Origin of the sequence: Escherichia sp. E4702 (assembly GCF_963883545.1) — a bacterium.
In the GTDB taxonomy this organism is placed as follows: Bacteria; Pseudomonadota; Gammaproteobacteria; order Enterobacterales; family Enterobacteriaceae; genus Escherichia.
Genome location: NZ_CAWORF010000034.1, coordinates 43863 through 59959, shown reverse-complemented (window position 1 = coordinate 59959; position 16097 = coordinate 43863). Strand labels below are relative to the sequence as shown.

General features: G+C 53.3%; 13 protein-coding genes and 1 pseudogene. 7 read left to right on the top strand and 7 right to left on the bottom strand.

All coding sequences use genetic code 11. The features are described from left to right. Window positions 1-38: 38 nt before the first annotated feature. The 4 genes and pseudogenes from hemY to hemC all read right to left on the bottom strand — a co-directional run bounded on the left by hemY (window position 39) and on the right by hemC (window position 4154). Window positions 39-1234: pseudogene (hemY, locus tag AACU94_RS20140) on the bottom strand (protoheme IX biogenesis protein HemY). A 2-nt stretch (window positions 1235-1236) separates the two neighbouring features. Then, window positions 1237-2454 carry a uroporphyrinogen-III C-methyltransferase gene (hemX, locus tag AACU94_RS20135; RefSeq protein WP_135488520.1) on the bottom strand — a complete coding sequence of 406 codons (1218 nt, stop codon included), beginning with the start codon at window positions 2452-2454 and terminating at the stop codon, window positions 1237-1239. Window positions 2455-2475: 21 nt separating this feature from the next. Next, complete coding sequence (gene hemD, locus AACU94_RS20130) at window positions 2476-3216, bottom strand: uroporphyrinogen-III synthase (RefSeq protein WP_135488519.1); 741 nt, start codon at window positions 3214-3216, stop codon at window positions 2476-2478. Further along, complete coding sequence (gene hemC, locus AACU94_RS20125; protein WP_135488518.1) at window positions 3213-4154, bottom strand: hydroxymethylbilane synthase; 942 nt, start codon at window positions 4152-4154, stop codon at window positions 3213-3215. Before hemC ends, hemD begins: the two co-directional genes overlap by 4 nt. A 373-nt stretch (window positions 4155-4527) precedes the next feature. Here hemC and cyaA point away from each other — a divergent pair, with 373 nt between their 5' ends. Then, window positions 4528-7074, top strand: coding sequence for a class I adenylate cyclase (cyaA, locus tag AACU94_RS20120; protein WP_135403520.1), 2547 nt, complete (start codon window positions 4528-4530; stop codon window positions 7072-7074). A gap of 39 nt (window positions 7075-7113) precedes the next feature. Here the strand turns inward: cyaA and cyaY are convergent, their stop codons facing one another. Genes cyaY through AACU94_RS20105 form a run of 3 tightly spaced genes read right to left on the bottom strand, consistent with a single transcriptional unit; the run spans window position 7114 to window position 10273 of the window. Beyond that, window positions 7114-7434 carry an iron donor protein CyaY gene (cyaY, locus tag AACU94_RS20115; RefSeq protein WP_000999936.1) on the bottom strand — a complete coding sequence of 107 codons (321 nt, stop codon included), beginning with the start codon at window positions 7432-7434 and terminating at the stop codon, window positions 7114-7116. Between the two features lie 47 nt (window positions 7435-7481). Further along, a complete protein-coding gene (locus tag AACU94_RS20110) occupies window positions 7482-8807 on the bottom strand; it encodes a DKNYY family protein (protein WP_135488517.1) in 1326 nt (441 codons plus the stop codon). Then, a complete protein-coding gene (locus tag AACU94_RS20105; protein WP_135488516.1) occupies window positions 8804-10273 on the bottom strand; it encodes a DKNYY family protein in 1470 nt (489 codons plus the stop codon). Before AACU94_RS20105 ends, AACU94_RS20110 begins: the two co-directional genes overlap by 4 nt. Before the next feature lie 188 nt (window positions 10274-10461). On the opposite strand from AACU94_RS20105, the gene lptM reads away from it, so the two are divergent. The 6 genes from lptM (at window position 10462) to uvrD (ending at window position 16085) form a co-directional block, all read left to right on the top strand. Beyond that, a complete protein-coding gene (lptM, locus tag AACU94_RS20100; protein ID WP_000799889.1) occupies window positions 10462-10665 on the top strand; it encodes an LPS translocon maturation chaperone LptM in 204 nt (67 codons plus the stop codon). Window positions 10666-10701: 36 nt separating this feature from the next. Then, window positions 10702-11526, top strand: coding sequence for a diaminopimelate epimerase (dapF, locus tag AACU94_RS20095; protein ID WP_001160654.1), 825 nt, complete (start codon window positions 10702-10704; stop codon window positions 11524-11526). Further along, complete coding sequence (locus tag AACU94_RS20090; protein ID WP_135488515.1) at window positions 11523-12230, top strand: DUF484 domain-containing protein; 708 nt, start codon at window positions 11523-11525, stop codon at window positions 12228-12230. The genes dapF and AACU94_RS20090 overlap by 4 nt, the downstream gene beginning before the upstream one ends. Further along, a complete protein-coding gene (gene xerC, locus AACU94_RS20085) occupies window positions 12227-13123 on the top strand; it encodes a tyrosine recombinase XerC (RefSeq protein WP_130209428.1) in 897 nt (298 codons plus the stop codon). The genes AACU94_RS20090 and xerC overlap by 4 nt, the downstream gene beginning before the upstream one ends. Then, complete coding sequence (gene yigB / locus AACU94_RS20080) at window positions 13123-13839, top strand: 5-amino-6-(5-phospho-D-ribitylamino)uracil phosphatase YigB (RefSeq protein ID WP_135488514.1); 717 nt, start codon at window positions 13123-13125, stop codon at window positions 13837-13839. Before xerC ends, yigB begins: the two co-directional genes overlap by 1 nt. A gap of 83 nt (window positions 13840-13922) precedes the next feature. Beyond that, entirely contained in the window at window positions 13923-16085 is a 2163-nt protein-coding gene (gene uvrD / locus AACU94_RS20075) for a DNA helicase II (protein WP_000383407.1), read from the top strand. Window positions 16086-16097: the final 12 nt, after the last annotated feature.

The window sequence follows — 16097 nt, the reverse complement described above, 5'->3', positions numbered from 1 at the left end:
TTGTAAAAAAATATCGCCTCTGAACGAGGCGATATAAATTACTGCGGCGGGTTGTTCTGCAACGTCAACATCAAACCGTCGCGGCGCATCGATGCGGCTTCTTCCGGTTTGTGCAGTCTGTCCAGCGCGTCGGCAAGCCATGCGTAATCGTAGGCGTCCGGGCGTTGTTTCAGTGCCGCGCGGAAGGCGAGGGATGCTTCCTGCCATTCGCCGTGCTTCATCAGTGACTGGCCCAATGTGCTCCACAACAGCGGGCGATCGCCGACGTTTTTGATTTGCTGGCGTAGCACTTTTTCAAGCTGTTCCGGATTGTTGGTTTTCAGTCGTGGAATCGGCAGCAGCAGACGATCGTCATACTGGCGTTTCAGGCCGTCGATGATAATTTGCTGGGCAGTATCATGATCGTCACACTCAATAAGATGTTCCGCCATTGCCACCTGCAACGCCACTTGATGACGCGTTTTCCGGCTTTGGTTTTTCCACCAGTTACGCAGACCTTCGCTGCCGTCATCGGCCCGTGCCTGATTCATCAGGCCAATCCATGCCTGTTGTTCGAGCATTGCGCGATGTTCTTCGTCACCAACGTGGCTTTCGCCATTGACGGGATTATGTCCAGCAGTGAACTCCACGCGCCGGTACGGATATAAGCCTGTTCCGCCAGACGCAGCACTTCCGGATGGCGTGGTGTGACTTCGAGTAACTTATCCACGCCGTGGCGTGCCGCATGATTTTCATTACGCGCCAGTTGCAGGCGAACGCGGGCGATTTCCACCGGAATGGTGTCGTTACCCGCCAGTTCTGCTGCGCGTTCCAGATGCTGATTGGCGCGCACTTCATCCCCGCGTTGCTGTGCGGCTTCGGCAGCCAGCAGGTAGTTCACCACCGGCTGTTCAGCGTGATCGGCATTTTTTGACATCAGCTTTTCAACTTGCTGATAATCGCCTTCCGCCAGTTTTAGCAGCGCTTGTTCTGTCTGCTTACGTGCGCGGCGACGCTTACGTCCGATAAACCAACCCCGGGTGTGCGCGCCGGTGCGGAAGATCCGCCGCAGTAGCCACTCAATGGCAAACAGCACGACCATCGCCAGAATCAAAATGATCGCCAGGCCAGTCACGCTGGTTTCGATATTGTAGTTGTCGGTCTGGATCAGTACGTAACCCTGATGACCGGCAATCATCGGGCCGACCACGATCCCCGCAATCAGCAACACAAAGAGCAATAACACTTTTAGCATGGTTATTCTCCTTGCGGCGCGGCTGCCGGGGCATCAGCTTGCGGTGCAGGTGCAGGTGCAGGTGCAGGTGCAGGTGCAGGTGCAGGTGCAGGTTTAGCTTCCGTTGCCCCTGCTGCCGGTTGCGCCAGCAGGTTACGCACGCGAGTCTGCATCAGTTTTTCCAGCATCGCCTGGCTTTGCAGTGTTTCCGGGAGATCCATCGAGATATTTTGCTGGCTTAACTGGTCCACCTCGTCGAGAAACGCTTTGGTGGTGGCATCTTCAGTATCGTAATAAGCACGAACCCAGGTGGAGACGTTCTCCAGCGCCTGGCGGTACGTCTCTTCCTGATGACGCGGCACAGCTTGTGCGGCGACCAGCAGACGGGAACGAATATTTTCGCGCAGATAGATATCCTGATTCGGCGCTAACAGCGGTACGGCAGTATCATCACGACGGCGAATCGTAATGAAGTTGTCCATAAAATTCTGCCAGCTTTTTTGCAGATTGATGCGCCATTCGCTGATGGAGCTGGAAAGCTCTTCACCATCGGAATCCATTGGCGAACCGTCGCTATCATTGTCGGCCAGACGCAGGTTATCCACTTGATTAGAGAGCTGATTCAACTTGAGGATAATACCGTCATAATCCACCTGCGATACCGCAGAAAGGCTGGCGATATCATCGGTAATTGCCCGACGAACAGCAATAAGGCTGGGGTCATTCATATCTGCCAGGCTGGCATCAGCGCTTTTCAGTAACGCTGCTGTGGTGGTAACGTCCTGATCGCTCCAGAGTTTACGTCCGGCAAGTTTTACCAGAAAGTCCGCCTGTGCCAGAAGCCAGGTTTTGGCATCGCTACCAGAGATGGTAGCGACCTTTTGTTGGACTTCATCCAGCTGTTTTGCCAGCGTTTCTTGCTGTCGATTCGCCTGCTCTAACTGTACAGCCTGTTGCTTAATAATGCCTTCCAGCTCCGCTTTTTGGGTTTCCTGGGCTTTTTGCAGTGCTGTGAGTTGGCTCGCCAGGGCATCGCTGGTGGCAGTCTGACTGACGGCCTGTTGTTTACCCCAGCCATACAAACCGACGCCTGCTGCCAGAGCAATGGCGATAGCCACCGCACTGAGAATCAGAGCGGTACTGTTCTTACTCTTCTTTTCTGCAACGACAGGTTGTGGCGTGGTGTCCACGGCCTCCCTGGTATCTTCAACCACGGCGGAGGTTTTTTCTTGTTCCGTCATTATGGCTTCCTGTTATGAGAGTTATTGTAATGCCCGTAATAGCGCATCGTTGTCAGCGTTATCGGCGACCTTAATGTCATTCCAGCCCAGTTCCCGGGCGAGTTTCGCCAAACGCTCACTGACGACCAAAAGCCGACAGCGTAGTAACCAGTGCTCACGATACCATTGTGGGATCAATGACCAGAGTTGATGCAACATTTCACCGCTGGTAACAACGACGGTCGTCACCTCGTGGGATTGCCAACGCATCGCCTCTTCTGCACCGTCATAATGAATGGCGCACCGTTGATAACATTCACAAAAAGTGACTTCAGCACCGCGTGCCGTCAGAGTTTCTCCAATCAGCTCACGACCGCCGTTGCCACGTAATATCAGCGCACGTTTGCCCGCAATACTTTGTAATTCCGGTAATTGTAGCAAGACTTCACTGATTTCCCGATCCTGCGGATAACGAACCTGGTGTCCGCTCACGGTATGCAGCGCCAGCGCAGTGGTGCGGCCGATGGCGAAATAACCAGCAAGTGATGGCCATTTAAGGGCTTGCTGATGCAGTTGTGATTGGGCAAAAGCAACGGCGTGTTGCGAAAGGGCAAACAATAGATCGCCTTCACCAAGTGCTGATAGCTGGTCGGCAAGTTGTGGCAATTGCCGACCCGGGGAAAACTCTATCAGCGGAAAATGCCAGGCCACCTGCCCCAGTGTGCGCAGACGGCTCACTAACTCTTCTCCAGTTGGAGATGGGCGGGTGACCAGGATACTCATGCTGGCGCGTCTCCGTTGTATACTTCAGCGAGAATCTCCCGTGCGCCGTTGTTCAGTAGCTCTTCCGCCAGTGAAATCCCCATTTGCTCGGCATCCTGCGGCGCACCGCGGCGTTCACCACGAATAATCTGCGAACCGTCCGGCGCACCGACCAGCGCACGCAACCAGATTTTGCCGTCGACAAGTTCGGCATAGCTGCCAATCGGCACCTGACACCCCCCTTCCAGACGGGTATTCATCGCACGTTCAGCGGTGACGCGTAGCGCGGTTTCATGGTGATTAAGCGCGGCAAGAAGCTCGCGGGTACGCGTATCATCAAGGCGGCATTCAATACCTACGGCACCTTGTCCGACTGCCGGAAGAGAAATTTCAGGGGGCAGCGCAGCGCGAATGCGGGACTCCAGCCCTAAACGTTTTAGTCCAGCCACGGCAAGAATAATGGCATCGTATTCGCCGTTATCCAGCTTGCTAAGGCGTGTTCCAACGTTCCCACGCAGAGAGCGGATAATCAGGTCCGAGCGGCGTTCCGCCAGTTGGCACTGGCGACGTAAGCTGGAAGTCCCGACGATACTGCCAGCCGGTAATGCATCCAGACTGTCATAATTATTGGACACAAAGGCATCACGCGGATCCTCGCGTTCGCAAATGGTGACCAGCCCCAGACCTTGCGGGAATTCAACCGGCACATCTTTCATCGAATGTACGGCGATATCGGCGCGGTTTTCCAGAAGCGCGACTTCCAGCTCTTTAACAAATAAGCCTTTTCCGCCTACTTTCGCCAGCGGCGTATCAAGAATTACATCGCCGCGCGTCACCATCGGTACTAGTTCAACGACTAATCCCGGATGGCTCGCCATCAACTTGTCTTTGACATAGTGTGCCTGCCAGAGTGCAAGTGGGCTTTGGCGTGTGGCAATTCTTAAAACATTGTCTAACATGCTTGTTACCGTCATTATCATCCGTGGTCCATCCTAACATCCTTGCTGGAGCGATGTCAGTGTTGTGGTGAAACGTTGACGTTAATGCAAAACGTAAATGGAATCCTGACAGGCGTTTCAAGCCGTCGTAATAAGGAATTTACAGAGAATAAACGGTGCTACACTTGTATGTAGCGCATCTTTCTTTACGGTCAATCAGCAAGGTGTTAAATTGATCACGTTTTAGACCATTTTTTCGTCGTGAAACTAAAAAAACCAGGCGCGGAAAGTGGTAACAGTTACCTTTGACATACGAAATATCCCGAATGCCGCGTGTTTCCGTTGATGTTGCCGGAATCACAGACATGACGGGTAGCAAATCAGGCGATACGTCTTGTACCTCTATATTGAGACTCTGAAACAGAGACTGGATGCCATAAATCAATTGCGCGTGGATCGCGCGCTTGCTGCCATGGGGCCTGCATTCCAACAGGTTTACAGTCTGCTGCCGACATTGTTGCACTATCACCATCCGCTAATGCCGGGTTACCTGGATGGTAACGTTCCCAAAGGCATTTGCCTTTACACGCCTGATGAAACCCAACGCCACTACCTGAACGAACTTGAACTGTATCGTGGAATGTCAGTACAGGACCCGCCGAAAGGCGAGCTTCCGATTACTGGTGTATACACGATGGGCAGTACTTCGTCCGTAGGGCAAAGTTGTTCCTCTGACCTGGATATCTGGGTCTGTCATCAATCCTGGCTCGATAGCGAAGAGCGCCAATTACTACAACGTAAATGTAGCCTGCTGGAAAGCTGGGCCGCCTCGCTGGGGGTGGAAGTTAGCTTCTTCCTGATTGATGAAAACCGTTTCCGCCACAACGAGAGTGGCAGTCTGGGGGGCGAAGATTGCGGCTCTACCCAGCATATACTGCTACTTGATGAATTTTACCGTACCGCCGTGCGTCTCGCCGGTAAGCGTATTCTGTGGAATATGGTGCCTTGCGACGAAGAAGAGCATTACGATGACTACGTAATGACGCTCTACGCGCAGGGCGTGCTGACGCCAAATGAATGGCTGGATCTCGGCGGCTTAAGCTCGCTTTCCGCTGAAGAGTACTTTGGTGCCAGCCTTTGGCAACTCTACAAAAGTATCGATTCCCCGTACAAAGCGGTGCTGAAGACACTGCTGCTGGAAGCCTATTCCTGGGAATATCCGAATCCACGCCTGCTGGCGAAAGATATCAAACAGCGTTTGCACGACGGCGAGATTGTGTCGTTTGGCCTCGATCCGTACTGCATGATGCTGGAGCGTGTTACTGAGTACCTGACGGCGATTGAAGATTTCACCCGTCTGGATTTAGTACGCCGCTGCTTCTATTTAAAAGTGTGCGAAAAACTCAGCCGTGAACGCGCCTGCGTAGGCTGGCGTCGTGAAGTGTTAAGCCAGTTGGTGAAAGAGTGGGAATGGGACGATGCTCGTCTGGCAATGCTCGATAACCGCGCTAACTGGAAGATAGATCAGGTGCGTGAGGCGCACAACGAGCTGCTCGACGCAATGATGCAGAGCTACCGTAATCTGATCCGCTTTGCGCGCCGCAATAACCTTAGCGTCTCCGCCAGCCCGCAGGATATCGGTGTGCTGACGCGTAAACTGTACGCCGCGTTTGAAGCATTACCGGGTAAAGTGACGCTGGTAAACCCGCAGATTTCACCTGATCTCTCGGAACCGAATCTGACCTTTATTTATGTACCGCCGGGCCGTGCTAACCGTTCAGGTTGGTATCTGTATAACCGCGCGCCAAATATTGAGTCGATCATCAGCCATCAGCCGCTGGAATATAACCGTTACCTGAATAAACTGGTGGCGTGGGCATGGTTTAACGGCTTGCTGACCTCGCGCACCCGTTTGTATATTAAAGGCAACGGCGTTGTCGACTTGCCGAAGTTGCAGGAGATGGTCGCCGACGTGTCGCACCATTTCCCGCTGCGCTTACCTGCACCGACACCGAAGGCGCTCTACAGCCCGTGTGAGATCCGCCATCTGGCGATTATCGTTAACCTGGAATATGACCCGACGGCAGCCTTCCGCAATCAGGTGGTGCATTTTGATTTCCGTAAGCTGGATGTCTTCAGCTTTGGCGAGAATCAAAATTGCCTGGTAGGTAGTGTGGACCTGCTGTATCGCAACTCGTGGAACGAAGTGCGTACGCTGCACTTCAACGGTGAGCAGTCGATGATTGAAGCCCTGAAAACCATTCTCGGCAAAATGCATCAGGACGCCGCACCGCCAGATAGCGTGGAAGTCTTCTGCTACAGCCAGCATCTGCGCGGCTTAATCCGTACTCGCGTGCAGCAACTGGTTTCTGAGTGTATTGAACTGCGTCTTTCCAGCACCCGTCAGGAAACCGGACGTTTCAAGGCGCTGCGCGTTTCCGGTCAAACCTGGGGCTTGTTCTTCGAACGCCTGAATGTATCGGTACAGAAACTGGAGAACGCCATCGAGTTTTATGGCGCTATTTCGCATAACAAACTGCACGGCCTGTCAGTGCAGGTTGAAACCAATCACGTCAAATTACCGGCTGTGGTGGACGGCTTTGCTAGTGAAGGGATCATCCAGTTTTTCTTCGAAGAAACGCAGGACGAGAATGGCTTTAATATCTACATTCTCGACGAAAGCAACCGGGTTGAGGTGTATCACCACTGCGAAGGCAGCAAAGAGGAACTGGTGCGTGACGTCAGTCGCTTCTACTCGTCATCGCACGACCGCTTCACCTACGGCTCAAGCTTCATCAACTTCAACCTGCCGCAGTTCTATCAGATTGTGAAGGTCGATGGTCGCGAACAGGTGATTCCGTTCCGCACCAAATCTATTGGCAACATGCCGCCTGCCAACCAGGATCACGATGCGCCGCTATTACAGCAGTATTTTTCGTGATGAGCGTGCCGGAAAGCGAGGCTTATCCGGCATGCAATCTTAGCGAAAACTGACGGTTTCACCCGCCTGCTGCGTTGCCGCCTGCTCCAGCAAATCCCAGAAGGTTTCACCGCTACGGTCGCAAATCCACTCATCGCCTTTCAGGTCAAAATGGTAGCCGCCCTGTTTGGTCGCCAGCCACACCTGGTGCAGCGGTTCCTGACGATTAATAATGATTTTGCTGCCGTTTTCAAAGGTAATGGTCAGCACGCCACCGTTGATTTCGCAGTCGATATCGCTGTCGCCATCCCAGTCGTCCAGATGCTCTTCAATGGTCAGCCACAGTTGGTCAGCCAGGCGATGAAATTCACTGTCGTTCATTGTTGTATCCTGTTTTTAAGTGATGGCGGCAGTATAGCGGCATGGGGTCAGGGCTTCAAAGTTTGCACCTCTGCGGCTGCGTTCCGGCATGATTCATCCGTCACCGGAATAATAATGTCTCTGTTATGAATTTCACGCACATTCTCTTCTCTGACGCGTGTTTTAGCCGGGCAGGGGGATGGCGTAATCCTTACCTCTGTATCGGTCCATGTATAAACATTGCGATCGTCATAAGCGAAGCGATCGTTTTTAGTTAGCGGACCGTTAACTGGAATAATTTGCACACTCTTTGACCGTAATGGGCGGATAAAATAAGCATGCTGTTTACCGCTATTAAATGAGCGTTCAATGACCAGGTCTGGCGTATCCAGCGGGATTATCTCAAGCTGGTCTTCACCAAATGCCGATAATTTTGTTACATACAGCCGATCTTTATACTGCGCAATATTGCCAGTAATCAGATGAAATTGTTCAGGTTCAATACCCGGTAGGTCTATCCACTTGCTCCACTGACGGTCGGGCGTGAGCTGTTTACGCCAGCGAACGCGACTTTCCCCTACTTCAAAAGAGACGTCATCATCTACGGGTATCGCTTTGCCAGATAATTGACCAAAGGGATAACGATGCAGACCCTTATTGTCGCAAAAAACCAGCAGTGAATGAGGTATCCAGCGAATTATTTCAAATGAATCTGCATCCGCCGCAAGGCGAACGCCATTTAAATAAATATTCTGCCCACTGCGGATAAGCAGATCATTGGAATACAAATTTCTGTTTACACTCATAAGACGTGGATTAATACCCCACCATCTTTTTTCTAATACAGTAACATCACTGCTGCTCCCCTGACGTCTACCGGACAAGTAGAGATTTTTACTATCCACCAGCGTGGTAGAGTTACCTTCGATAGCTTTTAGTGTCGCCAGATCAACACGTGACGCGCCGCTATTACTTTCGGTACGCTGTCCGTCAAAATAGAGGCTATATTTATCGACCGCGAAGCGGCCCATAGCCTGAAAGCTGGCAATATCGACAGTGGGTGTTCCCGGTGGATTGCTAACGATTTTGCCACGCCAGAGAATAACGCGGCCGTCTGTCACCCAGTGATATTCCTCATTTTCTATGCTTATTTCATCGGAAGGTATATAGCCTTCCACCAACTCCCGCTCCCCGGATATATTTGTCACAAGGCGCAAATCGGTCCTGTTCATCTTCGGAAATTGGGCAATGATTTTCTTATCCACCCAATTACCTTTACCGTAAGACATGACACCGTGATCGTTGTAATAGTCGAACCCTATGGCCTGTACAGGAGGTGTCAGAAATGTGTGCCCCAACAGGATGAGTGCAACTGTGATTATTTGACCCTTCATTTTGTCGCCTCATTGCGCGGGGCAGGAATAAATTCGCCGTCATCGGTAATTTTTCCGTCCAGATATCCCGTTTTGTAATTTACGCCATAGCCATATCCCGAATGTTGTTCCTTCCAGATTAAGCGAACTTGTTTCGGATCCGCGGTGCGGTATCGCCAGAGCTGCGCGCCATCAAAGCTGTAAACGTAGCGGTTATCGCGGGCATACCATCTGCGCATAAAGGGATGGTCATTAAGATGGGCTTCGCGTTCATCCGGAGAGCGGTTATCCAGTAAGATCAGCGGTCCGTCAGATTCAAACACGTGTAAACCGGAATGGTATGGCCACCCTTCGGCACGCGTAAGTAAATAGCCGTGGTGTTTCCCGGCGTTGAAACGTTTGTTGATAATAAGATTGGGATCATCGAGTTTTACGATCTCCAGCTTGCGGTCACCAGACTCTGTTTCGATGATGGTATAAAGCGAGTCCTGATACTGGGCGACAGCATCACTGATGGGGTGGAACTGTTCAGGATCGAGTCCGGGTAACTCTTCCTGTTTACAAGCAGGCCCTTTACGCCAGAACACTTTCTTTTCCAGCAGAGAAAAATCCAGACAGTGCTTTGTTAAATCCTCATCCCACGCCAGATTTTCCTTGTCGAGGACTTTACGCTGCAGCCCGTTTTTATCACGCCAGGTCAAGAGTGAGCCGGGCATCCAGCGCACGACGGAAAAGGTGTCCGGGTCGGCATCCAGTTGTTCGCCGTTGATCAGGATTTTGGTCCGTGTACGAGCCAGGGTATCCCAGGGGCCAAATGGGGTAGCCACACAGGGATTAAACGCGGTAGAAAACTTTCCTCGCTGATCCCATGACTTTTGTGCCAGTACCGTAAAGGTGTCGGGATCATCAAGGCGCTGACCATTTGCGTAAAGATAATGCTTGTCACGGAGAATCAAACCTAGCCAGTCTGGTTCCCATTGCGGGTTAAATTCTACCTGACGCAACGTTTGGCGGTTTAGTTGCTGGTTGCTATCGGTGCGTTTGCCTTCGTAATAGAGGCTGTACTTATCTGCGGCAAAATCACCCCATGCCTGAAATGACGAGATATCGACTGGCGGTGTGCCTGGAGGGTTTTGCACAATCTCGCCAGCGTAGAGAATAGCGCGACCATCGCTATAGTAAGAGTAATGGGGAAAAGTTGCGTTTGCGCCGCTGTAGACAACGTCTGTCGTGAGATCGGTAGCCGGGGGCACCGTTTCCCAATCCTCCAGTTTTGTTGGGTCAATTAACAAATTGGGTAACAGACGCAGACGCTTGTAGTTAATCTGCGGTAGCGAAATATTGGTCTTTTCATAAGGGCGTAGGTACACCACGCCTTTTCCCTGTTTCTGGTAAATATTATGTTCCGGCTCATCAAGCCGGCATCCCCATGCCGACGATAAGAACAACGAACAAGCCAACAAACAAACCACATTGCGATAGTGCATAAAGCCATCCTGGCGCGAGGTGCCGATCACGAAACTACCAGCAAAACATAAATCCCCACGAGTAAGCGTTATACTCGCAGCATTTCCTCACTTTTCAGACTTCATAAAGAGTCGCTAAACGCTTGCTTTTACGCCTTCTCCTGCGATGATAGAAAGCAGAAAGCGATGAACTTTACAGGCAATCCATAATGAAAAACGTGTTTAAGGCACTCACTGTATTACTTACTCTCTTCAGCCTGACGGGCTGCGGTCTGAAAGGTCCGCTCTATTTCCCGCCTGCAGATAAAAACGCACCGCCGCCGACCAAACCGGTAGAGACGCAAACGCAATCCACGGTGCCGGATAAAAACGATCGCGCCACTGGCGATGGTCCATCCCAGGTGAATTACTAAAAGTCAGTTTCTGTACCCGCGTGATTGGAGTAAATGATGCAGTTCTCGAAAATGCATGGCCTTGGCAACGATTTTATGGTCGTCGACGCGGTAACGCAGAATGTCTTTTTTTCACCGGAACTGATTCGTCGCCTGGCGGATCGGCACCTGGGAGTAGGGTTTGATCAGTTGCTGGTGGTTGAGCCGCCGTATGATCCTGAACTGGATTTTCACTATCGCATTTTTAATGCTGATGGCAGTGAAGTGGCGCAGTGCGGCAACGGCGCGCGCTGCTTTGCCCGTTTTGTGCGTCTGAAAGGGCTGACCAATAAGCGCGATATCCGCGTCAGCACCGCCAACGGGCGGATGGTTCTGACCGTCACCGATGATGATCTGGTCCGCGTAAATATGGGCGAGCCCAACTTCGAGCCTTCCGCTGTGCCGTTTCGCGCTAACAAAGCGGAAAAGACCTATATTATGCGCGCCGCCGAGCAGACAATCTTATGCGGTGTGGTGTCGATGGGAAATCCGCACTGCGTGATTCAGGTCGATGATGTCGATACTGCGGCGGTAGAAACACTGGGGCCTGTTCTGGAAAGCCACGAGCGTTTTCCGGAGCGCGCCAATATCGGTTTTATGCAAGTGGTTAAGCGCGAGCATATTCGTTTACGCGTTTATGAGCGTGGGGCAGGAGAAACCCAGGCCTGCGGCAGCGGCGCGTGTGCGGCGGTTGCGGTAGGGATTCAGCAAGGTTTGCTGGCCGAAGAAGTACGTGTGGAACTCCCTGGTGGTCGTCTTGATATCGCCTGGAAAGGTCCGGGTCATCCGTTATATATGACGGGTCCGGCAGTACATGTTTACGACGGATTTATTCATCTATGAAGCAACCAGGGGAAGAACTACAGGAAACACTCACGGAGCTTGATGACCGGGCGGTTGTCGATTATCTGATTAAAAATCCTGAGTTTTTTATCCGCAATGCGCGCGCAGTAGAAGCGATACGTGTGCCACATCCGGTACGCGGTACCGTTTCGTTGGTCGAGTGGCATATGGCTCGCGCGCGTCACCATATTCATGTTCTGGAAGAGAACATGTCGCTGTTGATGGAACAGGCTATCGCCAACGAAGGCCTGTTTTATCGCTTACTCTACCTGCAGCGCAGTCTCACCGCCGCCAGCAGTCTCGACGATATGCTGATGCGTTTTCACCGCTGGGCGCGCGATCTCGGTCTGGCGGGCGCGAGTGTGCGTCTGTTTCCGGATCGTTGGCGCTTAGGTGCGCCGTCGAACCATACTCATCTGGCATTAAACCGTCAGGCTTTCGAACCACTGCGTATTCAGCGTCTGGGCCAGGAGCAGCACTATCTGGGGCCGCTTAACGGGCCGGAGCTGCTGGTGGTGCTACCGGAAGCGAAAGCGGTGGGATCGGTGGCGATGTCGATGCTGGGAAGCGATGCTGATTCAGGCGTGGTGCTGTTCACCAGCCGCGATGCTAATCACTATCAACAAGGGCAGGGAACGCAGTTACTTGATGAAATTGCGCTGATGTTGCCGGAGCTTCTGGAGCGTTGGATTGAACGCGTATGACCAATTTACATACCGATGTAGAACGCTATCTACGTTATCTGAGCGTGGAGCGTCAGCTTAGCCCGATAACCCTGCTTAACTACCAGCGCCAGCTTGAGGCGATCATCAATTTTGCCAGCGAAAACGGCCTGCAAAGCTGGCAGCAATGTGATGTGACGATGGTGCGCAATTTTGCTGTACGCAGTCGCCGTAAAGGGCTGGGCGCGGCAAGCCTCGCATTACGCCTCTCTGCGCTACGTAGCTTTTTTGACTGGCTGGTCAGCCAGAACGAACTCAAAGCTAACCCGGCAAAAGGTGTTTCGGCACCGAAAGCGCCACGTCATCTGCCGAAGAATATCGACGTCGACGATATGAATCGGCTGCTGGATATTGATATCAACGATCCCCTCGCCGTGCGCGACCGGGCAATGCTGGAAGTGATGTACGGCGCGGGCCTGCGTCTTTCCGAACTGGTGGGGCTGGATATCAAACACCTCGACCTGGAGTCCGGCGAAGTGTGGGTGATGGGGAAAGGCAGCAAAGAGCGCCGCCTGCCGATTGGTCGCAACGCTGTGGCGTGGATTGAGCACTGGCTTGATTTGCGTGACCTGTTTGGTAGCGAAGATGACGCGCTTTTCCTGTCGAAACTGGGCAAGCGTATCTCCGCGCGTAATGTACAGAAACGCTTTGCCGAATGGGGCATAAAACAAGGGCTGAATAATCACGTTCACCCGCATAAATTACGTCACTCGTTCGCTACGCATATGCTGGAGTCGAGCGGCGATCTTCGTGGTGTGCAGGAGCTGCTGGGTCATGCCAACCTCTCCACCACGCAAATCTATACTCATCTTGATTTTCAACACCTTGCCTCGGTGTACGATGCGGCGCATCCACGCGCCAAACGGGGGAAATAATGCGTTTTTACCGGCCTTTGGGGCGCATCTCGGCGCTCACCTTTGACCTGGATGATACCCTTTACGATAACCGTCCGGTGATCCAACGTACCGAGCAAGAAGCTCTTATCTTTGTGCAAAATTATCATCCGGCGCTGCGCAGCTTCCAGAATGAAGATCTGCAACGCCTGCGCCAGGCGGTACGGGAAGCGGAACCCGAGATTTATCACGACGTGACGCGCTGGCGTTTTCGTTCGATTGAACAAGCGATGCTCGACGCCGGGCTGAGTGCCGAAGAAGCCAGCGCAGGCGCACACGCGGCAATGATCAACTTTGCCAAATGGCGCAGCCGAATCGACGTCCCGCAGCAAACCCACGACACCTTAAAAAAGCTGGCGAAGAAATGGCCGCTGGTGGCGATCACCAACGGTAACGCCCAGCCGGAGCTGTTTGGTTTGGGGGATTATTTTGAGTTTGTGCTGCGCGCTGGCCCGCACGGGCGCTCGAAACCGTTCAGCGATATGTACTTTCTGGCGGCGGAAAAACTCAACGTGCCGATCGGCGAGATCTTACATGTTGGGGACGATCTCACCACTGACGTGGGCGGGGCAATTCGCAGCGGAATGCAGGCCTGTTGGATCAGACCGGAAAATGGCGATCTGATGCAAACCTGGGACAGCCGTTTACTCCCGCATCTGGAAATTTCCCGGTTGGCATCTCTGACCTCGCTGATATAATCAGCAAATCTGTATATATACCCAGCTTTTTGGCGGAGGGCGTTGCGCTTCTCCGCCCAACCTATTTTTACGCGGCGGTGCCAATGGACGTTTCTTACCTGCTCGATAGCCTTAATGACAAACAGCGCGAAGCGGTGGCCGCGCCACGCAGCAACCTTCTGGTGCTGGCGGGCGCGGGCAGTGGTAAGACGCGCGTACTGGTGCATCGTATCGCCTGGCTGATGAGCGTGGAAAACTGCTCGCCATACTCGATTATGGCGGTGACGTTTACCAACAAAGCGGCGGCGGAAATGCGTCATCGTATCGGGCAACTGATGGGCACCAGCCAGGGCGGCATGTGGGTCGGCACCTTCCACGGGCTGGCGCATCGCCTGCTGCGTGCGCACCACATGGACGCCAACCTGCCGCAGGATTTCCAGATCCTCGACAGTGAAGACCAGCTGCGCCTGCTTAAGCGTTTGATCAAGGCGATGAACCTCGACGAGAAGCAGTGGCCGCCGCGCCAGGCAATGTGGTACATCAACAGCCAGAAAGATGAAGGCCTGCGTCCGCATCATATTCAAAGCTACGGTAACCCGGTGGAGCAGACCTGGCAGAAGGTGTATCAGGCGTATCAGGAAGCGTGTGACCGCGCGGGCCTGGTGGACTTCGCCGAGCTGCTGCTGCGCGCCCACGAACTGTGGCTTAACAAGCCGCATATCCTGCAACACTACCGCGAACGTTTTACCAACATCCTGGTGGACGAATTCCAGGATACCAACAACATTCAGTACGCGTGGATCCGCCTGCTGGCGGGCGATACCGGCAAAGTGATGATCGTTGGCGATGACGATCAATCAATCTACGGCTGGCGCGGGGCGCAGGTCGAGAATATTCAGCGTTTCCTCAATGATTTCCCCGGTGCTGAAACTATCCGTCTGGAGCAGAACTACCGCTCTACCAGCAATATTCTGAGCGCCGCTAATGCCCTGATTGAAAACAACAACGGGCGTTTGGGTAAAAAATTGTGGACCGATGGCGCGGACGGTGAGCCGATTTCCCTCTATTGCGCTTTTAACGAACTCGACGAAGCGCGTTTTGTGGTTAACCGCATCAAGACCTGGCAGGACAACGGCGGGGCGCTTGCCGAGTGCGCCATTCTCTACCGCAGCAACGCCCAGTCGCGCGTGCTGGAAGAGGCGTTATTGCAGGCGAGTATGCCGTACCGTATTTACGGCGGGATGCGCTTCTTCGAACGCCAGGAAATCAAAGATGCGCTCTCGTATCTGCGCCTGATTGCCAACCGTAACGACGACGCGGCCTTTGAGCGCGTGGTGAATACGCCAACGCGGGGTATTGGTGACCGGACGCTGGACGTGGTACGTCAGACATCGCGCGATCGCCAGTTAACACTCTGGCAGGCATGTCGTGAACTGTTGCAGGAAAAAGCCCTCGCCGGACGTGCTGCCAGCGCCTTACAGCGGTTTATGGAACTGATCGACGCCTTAGCGCAGGAAACTGCCGATATGCCGCTGCATGTACAGACTGACCGGGTAATTAAAGACTCCGGCCTGCGCACCATGTACGAGCAGGAGAAGGGCGAAAAAGGCCAGACGCGTATCGAAAACTTAGAGGAGCTGGTGACGGCAACGCGCCAGTTCAGCTACAACGAAGAAGACGAAGATTTAATGCCGCTGCAGGCGTTCCTCTCCCATGCGGCACTGGAAGCAGGTGAAGGGCAGGCGGATACCTGGCAGGACGCGGTGCAGTTGATGACGCTACACTCGGCGAAAGGTCTGGAGTTTCCGCAGGTGTTTATCGTTGGTATGGAAGAGGGCATGTTCCCAAGCCAGATGTCGCTGGATGAAGGCGGACGTCTGGAAGAAGAACGGCGTCTGGCCTACGTTGGCGTAACCCGCGCGATGCAGAAACTGACGCTGACCTACGCGGAAACTCGCCGTCTGTATGGCAAAGAGGTTTACCATCGCCCCTCGCGCTTTATTGGCGAGCTGCCGGAAGAGTGTGTGGAAGAGGTGCGCCTGCGCGCCACGGTAAGCCGCCCGGTCAGCCATCAGCGTATGGGTACGCCAATGGTCGAGAATGACAGCGGCTACAAACTCGGCCAGCGCGTGCGCCACGCTAAGTTTGGTGAAGGCACTATCGTCAATATGGAAGGCAGCGGCGAACATAGCCGTTTGCAGGTGGCATTCCAGGGCCAGGGAATCAAATGGCTGGTGGCAGCTTACGCCCGACTGGAGACGGTGTAATTTACGATCACG